This window comes from Psychrobacillus glaciei, assembly GCF_008973485.1.
In the GTDB taxonomy this organism is placed as follows: Bacteria; Bacillota; Bacilli; order Bacillales_A; family Planococcaceae; genus Psychrobacillus; species Psychrobacillus glaciei.
Genome location: NZ_CP031223.1, coordinates 125,352 through 142,384 on the forward strand (window position 1 = coordinate 125,352; position 17,033 = coordinate 142,384).

The 17,033-nt window shown below is 36.7% G+C and carries 21 protein-coding genes; 16 read left to right on the forward strand and 5 right to left on the reverse strand.

Annotated elements, in window-relative coordinates; genetic code table 11:
• Positions 1-244: 244 nt before the first annotated feature.
• The 4 genes from PB01_RS00645 to PB01_RS00660 all read left to right on the forward strand — a co-directional run bounded on the left by PB01_RS00645 (position 245) and on the right by PB01_RS00660 (position 3,481).
• Positions 245-1,066: an ABC transporter permease gene (locus tag PB01_RS00645; RefSeq protein WP_151698387.1), complete on the forward strand. Its 822-nt coding sequence runs from the start codon at positions 245-247 to the stop codon at positions 1,064-1,066.
• Between the two features lie 4 nt (positions 1,067-1,070).
• The gene (locus PB01_RS00650; protein ID WP_151698388.1) at positions 1,071-1,850 is read left to right on the forward strand and encodes an ABC transporter ATP-binding protein; all 780 of its coding nucleotides are present in this window, start codon (positions 1,071-1,073) and stop codon (positions 1,848-1,850) included.
• Between the two features lie 12 nt (positions 1,851-1,862).
• The gene (locus PB01_RS00655; RefSeq protein ID WP_151698389.1) at positions 1,863-2,948 is read left to right on the forward strand and encodes an ABC transporter substrate-binding protein; all 1,086 of its coding nucleotides are present in this window, start codon (positions 1,863-1,865) and stop codon (positions 2,946-2,948) included.
• A gap of 86 nt (positions 2,949-3,034) precedes the next feature.
• Entirely contained in the window at positions 3,035-3,481 is a 447-nt protein-coding gene (locus tag PB01_RS00660; RefSeq protein ID WP_151698390.1) for a YaiI/YqxD family protein, read from the forward strand.
• 2 nt (positions 3,482-3,483) lie between these two features.
• Here PB01_RS00660 and PB01_RS00665 read toward each other — a convergent pair whose 3' ends face one another.
• The gene (locus PB01_RS00665) at positions 3,484-4,353 is read right to left on the reverse strand and encodes a glycerophosphodiester phosphodiesterase family protein (protein WP_192797417.1); all 870 of its coding nucleotides are present in this window, start codon (positions 4,351-4,353) and stop codon (positions 3,484-3,486) included.
• Between the two features lie 250 nt (positions 4,354-4,603).
• Between PB01_RS00665 and trhO the strand changes: the two genes are divergently transcribed.
• The 3 genes from trhO (at position 4,604) to PB01_RS00680 (ending at position 7,516) form a co-directional block, all read left to right on the forward strand.
• Complete coding sequence (gene trhO / locus PB01_RS00670) at positions 4,604-5,560, forward strand: oxygen-dependent tRNA uridine(34) hydroxylase TrhO (RefSeq protein ID WP_151698392.1); 957 nt, start codon at positions 4,604-4,606, stop codon at positions 5,558-5,560.
• Between the two features lie 188 nt (positions 5,561-5,748).
• Positions 5,749-6,195 (forward strand): GNAT family N-acetyltransferase, encoded by a 447-nt coding sequence (locus tag PB01_RS00675; protein WP_151698393.1) that lies wholly within the window; start codon positions 5,749-5,751, stop codon positions 6,193-6,195.
• Positions 6,196-6,211: 16 nt separating this feature from the next.
• Complete coding sequence (locus PB01_RS00680; protein ID WP_151698394.1) at positions 6,212-7,516, forward strand: D-serine ammonia-lyase; 1,305 nt, start codon at positions 6,212-6,214, stop codon at positions 7,514-7,516.
• On the opposite strand, the gene PB01_RS00685 is transcribed toward PB01_RS00680, so the two are convergent.
• From PB01_RS00685 to PB01_RS00695, 3 genes are all read right to left on the reverse strand, one after another.
• Positions 7,506-7,709 carry a hypothetical protein gene (locus PB01_RS00685; RefSeq protein ID WP_151698395.1) on the reverse strand — a complete coding sequence of 68 codons (204 nt, stop codon included), beginning with the start codon at positions 7,707-7,709 and terminating at the stop codon, positions 7,506-7,508. The two genes, PB01_RS00680 and PB01_RS00685, sit on opposite strands and share 11 nt — an antisense overlap.
• A 337-nt stretch (positions 7,710-8,046) precedes the next feature.
• On the reverse strand, positions 8,047-8,505 hold the full coding sequence (locus PB01_RS00690) for an ImmA/IrrE family metallo-endopeptidase (RefSeq protein WP_151698396.1): 459 nt from the start codon (positions 8,503-8,505) through the stop codon (positions 8,047-8,049).
• A 12-nt stretch (positions 8,506-8,517) separates the two neighbouring features.
• Positions 8,518-8,862 carry a helix-turn-helix domain-containing protein gene (locus tag PB01_RS00695; protein WP_151698397.1) on the reverse strand — a complete coding sequence of 115 codons (345 nt, stop codon included), beginning with the start codon at positions 8,860-8,862 and terminating at the stop codon, positions 8,518-8,520.
• 270 nt (positions 8,863-9,132) lie between these two features.
• Between PB01_RS00695 and PB01_RS00700 the strand changes: the two genes are divergently transcribed.
• The 9 genes from PB01_RS00700 (at position 9,133) to PB01_RS00740 (ending at position 16,377) form a co-directional block, all read left to right on the forward strand.
• Positions 9,133-9,330: an XtrA/YqaO family protein gene (locus PB01_RS00700; protein ID WP_151698398.1), complete on the forward strand. Its 198-nt coding sequence runs from the start codon at positions 9,133-9,135 to the stop codon at positions 9,328-9,330.
• Positions 9,331-9,459: 129 nt separating this feature from the next.
• Entirely contained in the window at positions 9,460-9,936 is a 477-nt protein-coding gene (locus tag PB01_RS00705; protein WP_151698399.1) for a sigma-70 family RNA polymerase sigma factor, read from the forward strand.
• Positions 9,937-10,152: 216 nt separating this feature from the next.
• Positions 10,153-11,895: a polysaccharide deacetylase family protein gene (locus PB01_RS00710; protein WP_192797418.1), complete on the forward strand. Its 1,743-nt coding sequence runs from the start codon at positions 10,153-10,155 to the stop codon at positions 11,893-11,895.
• A 95-nt stretch (positions 11,896-11,990) separates the two neighbouring features.
• Entirely contained in the window at positions 11,991-12,470 is a 480-nt protein-coding gene (locus tag PB01_RS00715; RefSeq protein ID WP_151698401.1) for a phage holin family protein, read from the forward strand.
• A 908-nt stretch (positions 12,471-13,378) separates the two neighbouring features.
• Positions 13,379-14,068: an N-acetylmuramoyl-L-alanine amidase gene (locus PB01_RS00720; RefSeq protein ID WP_151698402.1), complete on the forward strand. Its 690-nt coding sequence runs from the start codon at positions 13,379-13,381 to the stop codon at positions 14,066-14,068.
• 179 nt (positions 14,069-14,247) lie between these two features.
• Positions 14,248-14,634: a GntR family transcriptional regulator gene (locus tag PB01_RS00725; protein ID WP_151698403.1), complete on the forward strand. Its 387-nt coding sequence runs from the start codon at positions 14,248-14,250 to the stop codon at positions 14,632-14,634.
• Positions 14,634-15,740, forward strand: a complete 1,107-nt coding sequence (locus tag PB01_RS00730; RefSeq protein ID WP_151698404.1) for a DUF1648 domain-containing protein — start codon at positions 14,634-14,636, stop codon at positions 15,738-15,740. The genes PB01_RS00725 and PB01_RS00730 overlap by 1 nt, the downstream gene beginning before the upstream one ends.
• 83 nt (positions 15,741-15,823) lie before the next feature.
• Positions 15,824-16,144: a YbjQ family protein gene (locus PB01_RS00735; RefSeq protein ID WP_151698405.1), complete on the forward strand. Its 321-nt coding sequence runs from the start codon at positions 15,824-15,826 to the stop codon at positions 16,142-16,144.
• Positions 16,144-16,377, forward strand: a complete 234-nt coding sequence (locus tag PB01_RS00740) for a hypothetical protein (protein ID WP_318837496.1) — start codon at positions 16,144-16,146, stop codon at positions 16,375-16,377. The genes PB01_RS00735 and PB01_RS00740 overlap by 1 nt, the downstream gene beginning before the upstream one ends.
• An 87-nt stretch (positions 16,378-16,464) precedes the next feature.
• Here the strand turns inward: PB01_RS00740 and PB01_RS00745 are convergent, their stop codons facing one another.
• The gene (locus PB01_RS00745) at positions 16,465-16,905 is read right to left on the reverse strand and encodes a peptidylprolyl isomerase (RefSeq protein WP_151698406.1); all 441 of its coding nucleotides are present in this window, start codon (positions 16,903-16,905) and stop codon (positions 16,465-16,467) included.
• Positions 16,906-17,033: the final 128 nt, after the last annotated feature.

Here is a 17,033-nt window from a genome sequence, read left to right on the forward strand (position 1 = left end):
GATCCAACTCGGAGTCCACCGCAGGAAAATTGCTTGTTATAGTCTAACTGGTTGCTTTTGTAGAGAAATTGAGTGCTCTCATAAAGGAAATCGTTGCTTTGAAGATCAATTTGGTTGCTTAAGTAGTCTATTCTGTCTCTCTTAGCCATTTAATGTAAAAAATCACTCGTTTCCTAGAGTGAACTTGCTATTTTTCACACTTTCCCGACTTTCAACATATTATTTTTACAAGAGGTGGTGAAAAATGCGCGATGAAAAAGGGCTCGTATACTACGATCCCTATGAAACGGAACAACAGGAATGGAAAAAACAACAAGGAAAAGAGCGAGCAAAGCAACTATTAACAATTTTCTCACCTATATTCATTCTATTATTATGGGAGGTCTTTTCTCGAACAGGAATACTTGATATTCGATTTTTCCCTCCACCTTCAGCGATACTATCCACATTTTTCGATTTAGCAGCAAGTGGACTGTTATGGACCCATATTTCGGTATCTTTATATAGAATAGCTGCGGGATTTTTATTAGGCGTTATCCCAGGAGTAGTTATTGGGTTGCTTATGGGTTTGTATGCGCCAATTCGACATTTTATTTCCCCTATTGTAATGGCTCTTATGCCAATACCTACTCTTGCTTTAATGCCGATTATCATTATCTTCTTTGGGATTGGAGATTTCTCAAAAGTAGTCACAATTGCAGGTAGCGTATTTTTCCCAGTCGTTATTAATACAGTCGCAGGTGTAATGAATATAGAAAAGGTGCATCTAGATGTTGCCAAAAATTATGGAGCAAGTCCAAAGGATTTTTTCTTTAAAATAGCTTTTCCGGGTGCACTTCCTGTCATGCTAGAAGGTATACAGATGGGGCAGGCGATTGCATTACTCACAATTGTTGCTGCGGAAATGATGGGAGCTACTTCAGGAATTGGGTATTTAATCTGGACCTCTTATAAGGCATTTATGTTAAAAGAAATGTTTGTTGGTTTAGTGCTCATTTCATCCTTTGGTTTTCTATTCTCCCTCTTTTTACGTGGGCTGCAAAAGAAAATCGTTCCATGGAGGTGAATAGATGGGTGGAAATGTAAAAATCTCCGTAGAAGATTTAACGAAAGTATTTTATAAAAAAAATAACAGTGTCACAGCAGTCAAAAATGTGTCACTACAAATTGCAGAGGGAGAATTTGTCTGTTTAGTAGGACCAAGTGGTTGTGGAAAAACAACCTTGCTGCGGATATTGGCAGGATTAGAGTTACCAAGTTCAGGTACATTTACAATCGACTCCGATTCGGACGAAAGACCTCTACAATCAATGGTATTCCAAGAAAAAGGGGTTATTCCTTGGTTAACGGTAGAGCAAAACGTTGCATTTGGACTTAATATGCGACATTTACCAAAGGAATTTGTTAGGAAGCAAACGGATTACTATTTGGAAAAAGTAGGTTTAAGTAAGTTTTCGAAACTTTACCCTAAAGAGCTTTCAGGGGGAATGAAACAACGAATTAGCATTGCGCGAGCATTTGCGAATGACCCGGAAATTTTGCTCATGGATGAACCTTTTGCAGCGTTAGATGAACAAAATAAATTTATTTTGCAAGAAGAGCTGCTCTCTATTTGGTCCGAGACAAAGAAGACAGTGTTATTTATTACGCATAGCATTGATGAAGCATTGTTACTAAGTGATCGAATTATTTTAATGAGTGCACACCCGGGAGAAATTATAAAAGAGATTACTGTACCGATTCCAAGACCTAGAACGATGGAACAAGTACGGGCAAATGTAGAGATGGCAGAGCAATTCATTGCTATTTGGAATCATTTACAACAAGAAGTACAACGATCAAGGAAATAAGGGAGGAAATCTGTGAAGAAACGTTGGTTGATTTTACTCGCATCGATTGTTTTGGTATTAGGTGCGTGTTCTTCCAAAGAAAAGGTAAGTACAAATGGGGTTGATGATGAAGTAAATAAAAACAATCCATCCGGGGATTTGGCTCCACTTGAAAAGAAAGAAAAGGTTGTTATCGCAGAGGATGGAGCAGCATCTGGAGCAGGCTTTTATATTGCAAAAGAAAAAGGATATTTTGCGGACTACAATATTGAAGTAGAATTTGCGCAGTTTGGAAATAGTGATGAAATGCTACCAGCCCTAGCATCTGGTGATGTAGATATCGCAGGAGGGGTGTCGACAGCGTCGTTCTTTAACGCAATTGCACAGGGAATAGACGTGAAGATTATTGCAGATAAAGGGCATAATGTACCTGGAAAATCCTATTTTTCATTTGTCATTGGCAATCAAATGAAAGACAAAATTAAGGAATATAAAGACTTTAAAGGCAAACGTATCGCAGTTTCTTCTAAAAACTCAATTGACGAATACATTTACTGGGAAATGCTAAAACATGCTGGACTTACAAATGAGGATGTAGAATTTGTTTTGCTTGGAGACTTTGGAAGTATGCTAGGAGCAATAGAAAATGGTTCGATTGATGCAGCACTTCAAATTGAACCTTTGATTGCAAAGGGAATAGAAAATGGATTTCATGTTCGCTTTGGAGATACGACCGATTATGCACCAGAATCACAAATTGCAATGGTACTTGGATCACCTAAATTCATGAATGATGAAAAAAATGTATCATTGCGTTTTATGGCTGCATATTTAAAAGGAGTACGCGACTATAATGATGCGTTCGTTAAAGGAGAAGGAAAAGCAGAAGTAATCGACATTATGACGAAGTATACAGCCTTAAAAGATGCAGCTTTATGGGAAAAGGTATTTGTAACAGGCCTCGATCCAGATGGGAAAATGTTCTTGGATGATGTTGTAAATCAGTATAATGCTTATAAAGCGAACGGAGCAATTAGTGGGGACGTAGACTTCGACAAAGCGGTAGATACGTCCATTACAGAAAAAGCGGTAAAGATATTAGGGGAATATAAGAAATAAACGTCCAATAAACATTGGGCGTTTTTTTATAAAACGTACAATATAGGATACAATGGAAAGATTGAATGGTAAAAGAGGTGCATAGGATGGTAAGTGTTTTAGTAGATGCAGATGGATGCCCAGTAGTAGACCAAACTATAAAAATAGCGCAACATTTTGGATTAAAAGTAACATTGCTATGTGATACTGCTCATTATATGCAAAGAGAAGGTGCAGAAACGATCATGGTATCAAAAGGGGCAGATGCGGTCGATTTTGTATTAGTAAATAAGGTGAATAAAGGAGATGTTGTTGTTACACAAGATTACGGGCTTGCTGCGATGGTGTTAGCTAAAAGAGGCTATGCGATCGATCAGAATGGACGTTGGTATACTCCCGAGAATATTGATCAGCTATTGAATAGTCGTCATATTTCTAAGAAAATCCGACAGGCTGGAGGTCGCTTAAAAGGTCCTAGAAAGCGTCAAAAAGAAGACGATGAAAAGTTTGAAATGCATTTTCACAGGATATGTATGCATGCATTAAATAATTGAAGTCACTTTTCAAATTCAGTGCGTACGCTAATTCCCATATCTGGGTTATTCGTAAACGCACCATTTGCTTGTAAGTTCAGTGCTTTTTTCATTTCTATCTCGTTATTTATAGAATAAAGGTAAACCTGAAAACCATTTAGTTGAACCTCTTGAATAAAATCGTTATCAACAGAGCTTATATTAACTCCAATACCACTTGCAAAATTACTTAACCGATTATAGTGTTGGACAGAAAGAGTAGCTTCCTCTTTGAAATAGAATAACTGGATAAGAGGAAGCTTCGGCTCTAGTTGATGCAGCCTTGTTAAACTATCCTCATTAAATGACTCAACAATAACTTTCGGAAGTTCCCCATTTGCACGTATTAAATTATATTGAATTAGCAAAGAGACTAGTTTTTCTTCCATTTTCTTGTATATTTTAGGAGACTTCATTTCGATATAATAATTCACATCGTTTCCGAAATGTGAAAATATTTCCTGTAGTGTAGGTACTTTTAAATCTTCAAATTCTTTATTTGCTAAACCAGGATTTGCACTGTTATACCATCTGCCTGCATTTAATTGTTTTAATTCTTCTAGTGAATATTCGATTACAAAGCCAACCCCATCAGTTGTACGGTCTACCTTTTCATCATGCATCGCAACTAGTACACCATCTTTTGTCATTTGTAAATCAATTTCAATATAATCAGCATCCGCCTGTTGTGCAATTTCATATGCAGGAATCGTGTGCTCGGGGGCATATGCAGAGGCTCCACGATGCGCGATTATTAAGAAATCCTCGGGGGTAATAGGCTCTAAACTTTTTTTATTATTTTCACACCCGACAACCAATAGTAAAACCGTTAGTAAACTGATTATTTTTCGCAAAAGAAACTCCTTCCAAGAAAAGGTGTTAAAAAACAGGTTACTTTGCCATTAATCTTTCAGCATATGTTAGGACAGTTGCAAAAAATGCGTAGAGTTAAATTTATGCAAATGCAGTATAGGTTCAAACACTTTCTTTAGTTATTTTGTCCGTTTTTTGATAATAAAAAGAAAACTATCTATTTAACAAATGCCTACATTTTTGATATATTAAAAATCGAATGGACAAAATTTCATAAAGGTGGAGTAAAAAATGGACACACATGCATACAGAGTATTACTTTACTATAAATATGTCCCGATTGAAGATCCAGTAACATTTGCACAAGAACATCTTGAAGCTTGTAAAGAAATTGGGTTAAAAGGGCGTATTTTAGTATCAAACGAAGGAATGAACGGTACATGCTCGGGAACAATTGAACAAACCGACGCATACATGGACATGTTGAAGGCGGACGTTCGCTTCGCAGACATGGTATATAAAATAGATGAAACAGAGGGGCACGCATTTAAAAAAATGCATGTTCGTCCAAAGCAAGAGATTGTGCATTTAGGATTAGAAGAAGATATTAATCCAAATGAATTAACAGGGAAATACCTTTCGCCAAAAGAATTTTTTGAACAAATGCAAGCAGAGGATACGATTGTAATCGATGCTCGTAATGATTATGAATTCGACTTAGGGCATTTCCGTGGAGCAATTCGTCCAGATATCCGCAACTTCCGCGATTTACCTGAATGGATGCTTGAGAATAAAGAAATGTTCGAAGGTAAAAAAGTACTAACGTATTGTACAGGTGGAATTCGCTGCGAAAAATTCTCGGGCTGGTTAGTACGCGAAGGCTTTGAAGACGTTGCTCAATTACACGGTGGCATCGCAACTTATGGGAAAGACCCAGAGGTACGGGGACAATTATGGGACGGTCAAATGTACGTATTTGATGAACGTATCGCTGTTCCAATCAACCAAGTGGAGCATGTCGTTGTAGGAAAAGATCATTTCACGGGTGAACCATGTGAACGCTATGTAAACTGTGCAAACCCTGATTGTAATGACAAAATTCTATGCTCAGAAGAAAATGAACACAAATATTTACGAAGCTGTTCACATGAATGCCGCGTGGACCCACGCAACCGCTACGTGGTGGAACACAACTTATCCGAAGAAGAAGTAGAAGCAAGACTATCTGCTATTAAAGAAACAGTATAAAAAAACTATCCCAATCCCACACTAATCTTGAATTAGTGTGGGATTACTTTATGACAAAACTGTTACTGGTGCCTGGCACCAGTAACAGTTCTGTAATAATTGGTTTAAGGTATTTAGAGGGAAATTGCTTACATATATTGAATTGTAGTAAAGAGTTCGTTTTTAAAAATAGAATGGGGGAAACGTATATGGCAATCGAAGTGAAGAAAATTTCAGATTTGAAAGAAGTCGACGTAACCAAACTAATTCAAGAAAGCGAAAAAGAGGGGTACCGATTCGTATCCAGGTTAGCAAGTGAATATGAAGATGGTACAAACAGATTTAGTGAACAAGGAGAAGCTCTTTATGGGGTATGGGATGACCGAGAATTAGTAGCTATTGGTGGATTAAATCAAAGTATAAATGGTGCTCGGGAACAATCTGCTCGTCTATATCGTTTTTATACTTTACCAGAACATCGTAGAAAAGGGATCGGAAGCAAACTATGCAATGCGATATCTACAGATGCGAAAGGACAGTTTAAAGAGATTACAACGAAAACAGAATCAGCGAAAGTAGATGCTTTTTATCGTGCGAATGGATTTGCATTTGACGAAAGCTCACCTGACATTACCCATGTAATGAGTTTAGAATAGAAAAGGAATGACATAAATGAACGATCAACAACTAGTAGAAAAATTTCCTCTAATAAAAAAGATGCAAAATACGGAAGAAGTAATTTGGTTTAATCCAAATGTAATAAAAACAGAGGATGCTATGAAGCATATATCTGTAACAAGTGAAATGGTGCAAGATGCAAGCGACCGATTGGATCGATTTGCATCTTATTTACAAATCGCTTTCCCGGAAACAGCAAAAACAAATGGCATAATCGAATCTCCAATTATGGCTATTCCAACGATGGCTTCTGCCATAAAGGACTTATTTCAAACCGATTTCGACGGAGAGCTGTTATTAAAATGCGACAATGCTTTACCGATTTCTGGTTCGATTAAAGCAAGAGGCGGCATTTATGAAGTGTTGAAAATTGCAGAGACGCTTGCAATTCGTGAAGGTTTATTAACGCAAACAGATGATTACGCGGTTCTTGCAAACGAAAAAATGAAACAGTTTTTCAATGTTTATTCGATTGCGGTAGGATCAACTGGAAACCTAGGCTTAAGTATTGGCATTATGAGCGCAAAGCTTGGATTTCGCGTGACGGTGCATATGTCAAGTGACGCCAAGCAATGGAAAAAAGATATGCTGCGTGCAAAAGGTGTTGAAGTAATTGAATACGCAGCGGATTATAGTAAGGCAGTTGAACAAGGTAGAAAACAAGCCGAAAACGATCGAACATGCTTTTTTATCGATGATGAGAACTCCATTGATTTATTTGTCGGTTATGCTGTTGCGGCCAGTAGACTAAAAAAACAACTGGAGCAGCTAGGGAAAAAAGTAGATGAAAACAATCCATTGTATATTTATTTACCTTGCGGAGTTGGTGGAGGTCCGGGTGGTGTTGCGTTTGGTTTGAAACTTCTATTTGGTGATCACGTCCAATGCTTCTTTGCAGAACCGACGCACTCGCCTTGCATGCTACTAGGTTTAATGACAGGTTTACATGAAAAAATTGCAGTAAGTGATATCGGGTTGGACAATAAAACAGATGCCGACGGGCTTGCAGTTGGAAGACCATCTGGATTTGTGGGCAAAACTTTAGAACAGTTAATAAACGGGAGCTACACAATAAGTGATGAAACGATGTATCGATTACTGGCACTATTAGTAGATACTGAAAAAATTCAGCTAGAACCATCTGCTCTTGCTGGAATGACTGGCCCTATTCATCTAGCAAAACAAGGCGCCAACTTACAGAATGCCACTCATGTTGTATGGGCAACTGGTGGAGGCATGGTTCCTGAAAATGAGAAGGTAGCCTATTATGAAAAAGGAAGAAGATATTTTAAGTTTTAGGTCCATCTTTCGTTTCTTCTAACAGTACATGCTTCTTTTCTATTAATAAAAATGCTTCGTTTTCAAGTTTCATCATTTCGATATCTAATTTTTTCTGTTTTACTTGATATTCTTTTACCATTGCATATGCTCCAAGACCGATTGATCCTAATATAATAATTGGGAAAATGGAAAAAATCATTATTTCGACCAAAATTTATCACCCCTTTGATTATATGTAGTATAACAAATATAGTGTTAATAAACATACCTAAATAGTTGGGTAGTAATGGTTCTATATACTGCGATTAATAGTTCCTAAATGTCTCTTTGACTTTAGGGACTATTTTATCTTTCAATTTGTATTCGAAGAAAATAGGGGGAATTTTGAAATAGTTGAGGAGATTTTTTATAGTGAAAGTATTAGTAGTTAAAGCAAACAGTCCACTTGCAACTGAACAGATCCTAATTAAAATGTACGAAAACTTTCATGAAAGAAAAAGAAGGCACATAAATACTTAAAGCATTGGAGTTAACTACATAATATTCAGCTACAAGTTTCTATTTAATTTTTTTATATCAAGTGGATCAAAAGTAATCTTATACTCTTTATGCAACTTGAAAAGACCATATTTCTCAATATAATAATCGATTACATTTTTTAAGTATTCTGGCGTTATTTCAAGGTTAGTGCACATTTCCTCTAATGTTGTTTGGCCCATTACATAACAATCAATTAATTGGTCCAGTGAAACAATTTTTTCATAACCCCATCTGCGTGCAATTTGCTCTAGTTTGATACTTCTCAAATCATATAAATCCGTAATATCGCCATAAGTTGTTTCGTAATGACCAAGCTCTTCTGCTAATATACAATGCTTCTCATATTTGTTTTTAAATATATCGATTTCAATCACGTTATCGTAATATAAACCCGGGAGTCCCTTAGGTAATACCTTTTCAATTATTTTAATATGTGGATACTCCATCATCAGTCGATCATATGTCATATAAACACCCCATTAACCGCGCTGCGATTTAATAAACTCAATATATTTTTTAATATCTTTCATTTCTTCCTCAGTTACATCGTCGTCAATGTGAGCAGCAATAGTTACGATATCTTTTCTTTCCCCTGTTCTCTCCGATTCTCCTTCACCTAAAAAGTACTGTCCTGGAACTTTAAAAAAGTCTGCAAGTAACCGAACAAATTCCAATTTAGGATCAGCTTCTCCATTTTCCCAACGGCTTATTGAGCTTTTACTAATTTTACTCCCGTATTTAGCGTTTAAAGAATCTGCTAATTGTTCAATTGTTAGATCTCTGTTCAATCTTAGCTCTCTTAATAGTGATCCGAAGTTATTCACTGTCATTATCTCCTTAGTATTATCTATACGTATATACTATTACTAAAATTCCTAAAATGCAACTTCTTGTTCCGTTTTAGGAATTAATTGTTGACATAGATTATAATTAATAATATGCTAATTATACCCTAAAATAGAACGTGTGTTCTTTTGTGTTAAGGGTGTTATTTTAAATATCGAATGAGTGTATATTATATTAATTCCGTTTTAGGAAGGGATATTTACTATTTTTTACTATTGACCTTGTAGGATTATTTAGGAGGGACTCTCATGAGAATGAAAGATTTAGAAATAGATTCCCAAGGTAACTTATATCTCAATACAACAAAATTGCCAATGCCTTGTGTAATAGTACTGAGTAAAGGGAAAGCGAAAATAACAGAGTTACCTCCTTTTGCTGAAACCACAATTAAGACGCATCAAGGAAAAGTAGTCCGTGTTAAGTGGGATGAAGGAGAAGAGTTTTAGGGGAATTAATGAATAATATAAAGTCCCACCAGTCGTCTGGAGGACAACAAACGATTTCAGTGTTTCTGCTGAGTCACTTGTTGTCCTCTTTTAATTTAGAAAAAAATAAGAGAATGAGAGGTAATAATAATGTCAAACTGGGCAGATAAATTGATTCAAGAGTATTCGTATCACAAAAAAGAACTGGAGCATTTAAAAGAAAGATTAGATCCAATGAATCCTAAAGACAATGCAGATCTTAAAATTATCAATAGCATGATTGAAGATATGTCCTATGCTCTTGAATGGATGAAGAAAGGTAGAAGACCAGGTAATATTCATGGCGTGGATAAAAGATCTATCTATCAGCGACGAGCATTATTGGACATGGATTTATTTCCAACTATTGAATTGGACACAAAGGAAAGTATGTTGAGTGAAGAACAAAAACATCAAATAATAAATATATTAGTAGAGCTTTCTCATAGAGAAAGACAATGTTATTTAATGCATATGGCGTATGGTATGAGTCTTACAGAGATTGCTGAGGAACTGAATTTAAAGAAGCGAACAGTGCAGCAATACATTGATAGGGCAAAGGATAAAGTCAAAATACTCGTTTCTTGACGTACACTTGACGTATCTACCCACCTAGTAGTGAAGAGTATATTTCCATTAATGTTAAATATGTGAACTATGAAAAAAGTTGATCAAGTGTTTGTGCAAGGACAAGTCTCACTTAAACGAATGACTCAAGTAGAGACAGACATGATATTGGCGACGCCACAAAACGCTTAGGTGGTATTCTTCATATTATTTTTAAGTTGAAAGGAATGATCCAACTTGTCAATAGTGAGTCCAGTAGTAATCGATGTGGATTTAAAAGTGCAGCAATATTTTGGAGGTGATGAACGTGTTCGTGATGGTGATGAGAATAATTTAATCATACGTGTATCAGACAATGGTAGTGATTGCGCTAAGGGAGAAGAAGATAGTTTAGTAAGAAAGGGAATTAGAGCGTCAACTATAGTAATAGCAGCCAGCAACTCGTCAGAATCATCTAAAAAAGGATCGGACTATACATGTACAGGAATAAACGACGAGATAACAATACAAGCAGCCGTGGATTCCTTGTCCTCCACAGGGGGTAAAATCATCATACTCGAAGGGGATTACTATAAAGGGGATGCTACGGGTATTTCACTACCATCTAACATCGATATTGAAATTATTGCAGGTGCAAAATTTAAACTTGTTAATGGTATTAATGCAGATGCTTGTTTCTTTACCAACAATGACAAAGTAAATGGGAATACTAATATTAATCTTTTTGGGGGAGGTGGATTTGACTGTAACTTCCGCAACCAAACCGACACAACATATCAATACCTTGCCGATTTCGAGAATGTGAGCAACGGACGAATCGACGTATATATAACCAATTATACGATGTTGGAAGCTAAACTGAAAAAGTCAAATGTCAAACTGATAAACAGAAAATTTTTACAGAAAAAAGTGTTATTTGCTCCTTGTAATAATGTCAATGAATTTACCGTAGTAAGTGATCCGTTAAGTGAGGTAGTAACCAATGTAGGAAATGGAGTAGTAGGGGAAAATAGTATAAAAATAACAATAAACAATCAAACTGCTATTCTTCGCAAAGTCTTACCTCAAGCTGTTGCCGATGACTTTGAGGCTTATGAGGTCGGTTTATATGTAAAAATAGACAATCCAAGCGCTATCACAAGTTTTGTTATTGGTGCAGATACTGGTAGTTGTGCTGACGAGTTAGCAATTAACCTCCATATTGATGGAGCAATAAAAACGTTTGAACCAAATAAATGGCGTTATTTGAGAGCGCCGCTAAATAGATATATTATCGATGCGTCACCTACCTTTGCTCTCAACATAACTTCTGATGCGACTGCAACAGTTAATATAGGTCATGTGGAGTTTTTACCTGCACCCCTTAAACCTGCAATTAGTTGGATTTGGGATGACGCTTTAGATAATACGTTGCCCGGAATACAAATACTATCAAAGTACGGACACAAAGGCGCGATTGGTCATATGGGTCCAAAATTCGTAGGTAATACGTACATGACTATTGCAGACGTAGACAAAGCATGTTTTGAATATGGTTGGGATATCGGCACTCACCATGATACACATTTTCTTTCGGGAGTCACAACGGAGCAAGCTATTTTTGAATTGACAGAGAATAGAAATTTCATTAAAGAAAAAGGGTGGAAAGGTAGTAATTTTTTACTATATGCAGGACATAATACAAATGCCGAAATCATGACGGAGTCAAAACGTCTTTTCCAATGCATCAGAAATCCTTTAACGGGTAGAGTAATATCAATCCGAGGGAGGATAAATCTTGCTTACCAAGTTACAGATTTCGAGATAACTCCACAAATCAAATCGGCAATGCGCCGTCATATTTGGTTACATCCTTTTTCGCACTATCTAGGAGGGAGTCAAGTAAGTGCAGTAGAGTTAGAGGCATGGAGTGTTTTTTGGTATGAGTGGGGGCTTTTATCACAAATACCTAGTGATGTCATGAATGACTATAAGGGGTAGTAAGGCCCTAATGCGTAACAAAAAAAGAATAATTTATTAAAGAACGTTCACAAGGGCGTTCTTTTTGTTTTCGAAAAACTAAAAGGGGTGAAGGAATGGGAAGATGGTTATTTCCAGTTGATAAAATAATGCCATTACTGTTTGGTACATTGGTCATGCCCTTATTTGAATTTTTTTATGGAAAAGGTGAAGTTGTTATTTATACGATGACTGCTTTAGCCTTTTTTAATGTAATGGACTGGATTTCAGGCACTCGATCTTCAAAAAAAGATAAAACATACGCAAGCAAATATGGAATTGATGGCATTTTTCGTAGTTTTTTTATATTAATGCTACCTGCCGGAGGACATCTAATGGATATGATTACTGGAGTACATGGAGTATTCTTCGGAATTTTATCTTTTGGAGTTTTATATCATTTAATACAATCTATGACTGCTAATTCAATTAGAGCTGGTTGGGGACAGTGGGTTCCGGAATGGGTATTAGTTAAGTTAACTGATTGGGTAAAAGAAGAAATTGAGAGAAAGATTGCGCGCTCGTCGAAACGAAAAAGAGAAATGGAAGGCGAATGATGTGAAAAGCACATAGGTTTTCTGATAGTGAATTAGCAATGAATTATGTCTAATTAAAAAAAGCTGCCTTCGGGTGGCTTTTTCAAAAGATAAGAAAGTATATGGATTATCAACCTGTGAAACCAGTGTTCATAGTACTTGAAAGAATCAAAGAATACCGCGGATTTCCGTTTCAGGTGGACGCGTTCCGCGGGGTGAGTGATGAGCCATCACCGCCGCATTCGCGTCGTTGCGATGTCTCATCTGTCTCCGAGGAACGAAGGCTAAGAGTGCCACATCGTGTGGCAACGCCTTCGTGACCAACATCCTGTTGGCCTCCGTCTGGAGTCGCCACCTTTCACTACAATCCATTAAGTGAGTAGTTCCTAATAAGAAAATATATGAAATTGAAATACTAGAAATCCGGTATGCACAACGACTTGAAGTGATTTTAATGGTGTCTTTCTTAAGCAGGATTTCCTATATGTTTTTACTTTTATCGTACACAGTATACATGAATCAGCGGGGCCTGAAAAAATAGGTAGTATTCATTGATAAAGAAGCGCTGAGCGGACGAAATTGCATCTTCGTCCGCTTTTAAAAGAATAGGAAAGTATCTAATCTCTCATTAACCTAACCTTACGCACCTTGTCTCTACAAATTTCAAGAAGGCGACGGACAAACATCCGCCACAAGATTATCGAAAAAAAGTGGATGGAGAAGTGACGCAGTCACTTCTCCATCCACAAAAATTCCCGCGGTAATAGTCTAGCAAATGTTTCGTCCAAAGCACTCTAGAAATAGTGAAGACAAGGTGCACTTAAAGGGCGCTTGCGCTTTTCTTATTTGAGGTGGTGATTATCATGTGAGATTAAAAGTTGTATGAGCATTCATTTATAGCAATTCAAAACTAATATGAGGTGATAATGATGGTAAAAGTTTTTATTGACGCAGGACATGGTGGGACGGATTCAGGAGCAACAGGAAATAGTTTACAGGAAAAAAATCTAACATTGCAAATTGCCACTAGAACGAAAGATATTTTGCTTGCTGAGTATAATAATGTAAGTGTTTTAATGAGCCGGACTGGAGATCAAACTGTTTCGTTGCCTGAACGTACAAATGCGGCTAACGCTTGGGGGGCAGATTTCCTCCTTTCAGTTCACATTAATGCAGGTGGTGGGACAGGTTATGAGGATTATATATATCCGGGTGTTGGTGCACCTACTACAACCTATCAAAGTACAATTCATGCAGAAATAATAAATCTTGTAAATTACACTGATCGGGGCAAAAAACAAGAAAACTTCCATATGTTACGTGAATCCAATATGCCAGCTATTTTGACGGAGAATGGATTTATTGATAATGCGAACGATGCGGCAAAGTTGAAAACAGCATCTTTCATTGAATCACTTGCGCAAGGTCATGCGAATGGAATCGCAAAGTGCTTTAGTCTCCCAAAGAAAAATTCAGCAGTATATCATACTGTAGTAAGTGGTGACACAGTTTACTCATTAAGTCAGACTTATGGTAGTACTGTACAACAAATTAAGGATTGGAATGGACTTGATGTCAATTACACAATTCGTATAGGTCAAGTGTTGAGAGTGAAATAAATAATAATTAGCCTTTCTCACTTTGGTGGGTAGGGCTTTTTTAGTTGAATTAGCAGAAAAGGAGAATTAATTAAAAATAAGACTTAAAATAATTTAGGATCCTCCACTTTTTGCTCTAGTAGGTATAGAACAATAGTGTTATATTATAGATAGAACAAATGTAAGTAGGAGGTAGCGCCATGTTTATTGAAATACAAACGAATTCATCCGTGCCAATCTATTTACAACTAGCACAGCAATTAATAGAAGGAATGGTGAGGGGGGAATTAAATCCTGGAGACTCTTTACCATCTGTTCGTGCTTTTGCAGCAGATCTTGGAATGAATATGCATACAGTGAATAAAGCATATCATTATTTAGAAGAAAAAGAGTTTATTCAGATTGTCGCAAAATCAGGTGTAATTATACAGCCAAATGGGATACCAAAAGCTTCTGCAAACCAAAAACGGCAAATAGCAGATCAAATTAGGCCACTACTAGCAGAGGGATTAGTATTAAAACTTTCTGAAGAAGAGATGGTAGGAATGATTCATGAGCTTGTCCAAAACATTAAGGAGGGGAAATAATGAGTATTTTATTGTTTGGATTCATTCTTCTATTTATCACTATATTACAAGCGTTTATGCCGAAGTTTTTGAAGCAAACCGAAGTTTTTGGCGTGTATGTACCAGAACAATACGTAAAGGATAAAATAATTGTTTATTTGAAAAAAAGATATTTTAGAGTTGTTCTTACAACTGGGTTAGTCATTTTGGCAGGGTATTTACTTTGGACACTTACACAAGATTTAGACGAAGATACTCTGGCTCTTGTAAGTGTAGGAGTTCAGTTTACCTCTCTTTTCATTAGCATCGGCTATTATTTCATCATGCATATTCGAGTGAAGAAACTAAAAGCAGAAAAAGGATGGACAATAGGAAAAAATGAAGTACGCGTAGTGGATCTAAAGTTTCAAGAAAAGCTACGTTTAGTACCGCCTATCGTATTTATCATTCCGATGATTGTTACAGTTGGCCTTATTATTTATACGTTTATGAAATATCCTGAAATGCCGGATATGATTCCTACGCATTGGGGACCATCCGGTCAAGCCGATGCATTTAGTGAAAAAACGTATTTCAGTGTCATTTCTATGCCGCTAATTTTGCTAGTGATGCAAGGTATGTTCCTCCTGATGAGTGAAGGAATGAAATTTTCAGGAGCAAAGATTAATCCGTCAAATAAAAAAACTTCCGTTGCACAGCAGCTTGCGTTCCGTAAATATACTAGCTGGTTTTCATTATTTATTACTTTAAGTACAACGCTATTGATGGGTTATTTACATTTGCAAACAATCCATCCTGAAATTTCATCTCCTTGGATAATGTTCACACTTCCAATTGTCTTTTTAGTAATAACTTTTGTTGGAGTGGGTATTTATACAGTAAAAGTTGGGCAAAGCGGATCACGATTGAAAGTAGGAGGGGCAAGTTCTAGTAAAGAAGATAGCATTGCAGTAGACGACGATAAGTACTGGAAAGGCGGAATGCTTTATATTAATAGAGACGATCCAAGCATTCTAGTTGAAAAACGCTTTGGAGTAGGATGGACGCTCAATTTTGGGCGTCCACTCAGTTGGGTTGTTCTATTCGTACCAATTATTATCATATTAGTAATTGCATTTAGTATATAAGCTATTCTAAATTTAAAAGCTTATTGTATTTCCGAAAAGAATCGGGATGATTTAAGAAAAAATAAAACCTGGAGGCGATTCAAATGTTAGTAGTAACAACAGAAAAAATTGAAGGCTATAAAATCGTAGAAGTAAAAGGTCCTGCATTTGGACTAATTGTAAGAAGTAGAGGGCTAGGTGGAGATATTATGGCAAGCTTAAAAGGATTAGTAGGTGGAGAAATCAAGCAATATACCGCTATGCTGGAAGATTCAAGAAAAGAAGCCATGGACCGTATGATTAAAAATGCCAACCAAATGGGTGCAAATGCTATTGTTATGATGCGATATGATTCCGGTGAAATTGGAAAAAATATGAGTGAAATTGTGGCCTACGGAACAGCGGTTGTTGTAGAGAAACTATAATGGCGATTTTTGTTGTAGTAGGTATGTATATTGTACAAATCATAGCTGTTATAGCTTGTATTTTGCTTGGATACTTTATATATGACAAACGCTTTAATCGCAATCATGGAACTGAAGTTGCGGAAGGTTTTGAGCGAACAGAAGAGGTTAATCTTGACCCTGTTACGGGTGAAAAAACAAGAGTGTATTATAATCCTAAAACAGGTGAACGTTTTTATAGGAAAGAAAAGTAGTAACAACAAGATACTATTCTTTAACATTTAACATAGCCAATTCATAAGAAAATGCAGCTTCCATGATTTCGGAAGCTGCATTTCTAATTATTCTGCGTCAAATACTTCTACTTTTTCCATTTTAGCGCCATTTTTCATAGCTGTTGCTATTTCAAGGCCACTTGTTACTTTACCGAAAACAGTATGAACACCGTTTAAATGGGCTTGTGGTGCATGCACGATAAAGAATTGGCTTGAACCTGTATCTTTTCCTGCATGAGCCATAGATAAGCTGCCAGCTTCATGTTTATGTGGATTGCCAACAGTTTCACACTTAATTGTTTTGCCGCTTCCGCCCATACCTGTACCAGTTGGGTCCCCACCTTGACTTACAAAGCCAGGAATAACGCGGTGGAAAACTACGCCGTTATAAAATCCTGTATTTGCCAACTCTTCAAAGTTAGCAACTGTGTTTGGTGCTTCATTCGGGAATAAATCAAATTCGATTTTCTCTCCAGTATCCATTAAAAAATAACCTTTTTTCGCCATCTAAAACACTCCTTTTTCAAATAAATCCTTCATTAGTATAGCATGTACATAGGGCATTTTCCAAAGATCATTGCTCTGCAAAGGTTTAACGCGCTTTCATGAAGAATTATCCCCAAAAATGCCCCCAC

Coding starts and splice junctions, on each gene's coding strand:
- PB01_RS00675 (WP_151698393.1), top strand. CDS start 5,749: ATGGCAATCGAAGTGAAGAAAATTTCAGATTTGAAAGAAGTCGACGTA.
- PB01_RS00715 (WP_151698401.1), top strand. CDS start 11,991: ATGGGAAGATGGTTATTTCCAGTTGATAAAATAATGCCATTACTGTTT.
- PB01_RS00705 (WP_151698399.1), top strand. CDS start 9,460: ATGTCAAACTGGGCAGATAAATTGATTCAAGAGTATTCGTATCACAAA.
- PB01_RS00700 (WP_151698398.1), top strand. CDS start 9,133: ATGAGAATGAAAGATTTAGAAATAGATTCCCAAGGTAACTTATATCTC.
- PB01_RS00745 (WP_151698406.1), bottom strand. CDS start 16,905: ATGGCGAAAAAAGGTTATTTTTTAATGGATACTGGAGAGAAAATCGAA.
- PB01_RS00735 (WP_151698405.1), top strand. CDS start 15,824: ATGTTAGTAGTAACAACAGAAAAAATTGAAGGCTATAAAATCGTAGAA.
- PB01_RS00690 (WP_151698396.1), bottom strand. CDS start 8,505: ATGACATATGATCGACTGATGATGGAGTATCCACATATTAAAATAATT.
- PB01_RS00645 (WP_151698387.1), top strand. CDS start 245: ATGCGCGATGAAAAAGGGCTCGTATACTACGATCCCTATGAAACGGAA.
- PB01_RS00650 (WP_151698388.1), top strand. CDS start 1,071: ATGGGTGGAAATGTAAAAATCTCCGTAGAAGATTTAACGAAAGTATTT.
- PB01_RS00740 (WP_318837496.1), top strand. CDS start 16,144: ATGGCGATTTTTGTTGTAGTAGGTATGTATATTGTACAAATCATAGCT.
- PB01_RS00725 (WP_151698403.1), top strand. CDS start 14,248: ATGTTTATTGAAATACAAACGAATTCATCCGTGCCAATCTATTTACAA.
- trhO (WP_151698392.1), top strand. CDS start 4,604: ATGGACACACATGCATACAGAGTATTACTTTACTATAAATATGTCCCG.
- PB01_RS00720 (WP_151698402.1), top strand. CDS start 13,379: ATGGTAAAAGTTTTTATTGACGCAGGACATGGTGGGACGGATTCAGGA.
- PB01_RS00730 (WP_151698404.1), top strand. CDS start 14,634: ATGAGTATTTTATTGTTTGGATTCATTCTTCTATTTATCACTATATTA.
- PB01_RS00680 (WP_151698394.1), top strand. CDS start 6,212: ATGAACGATCAACAACTAGTAGAAAAATTTCCTCTAATAAAAAAGATG.
- PB01_RS00660 (WP_151698390.1), top strand. CDS start 3,035: ATGGTAAGTGTTTTAGTAGATGCAGATGGATGCCCAGTAGTAGACCAA.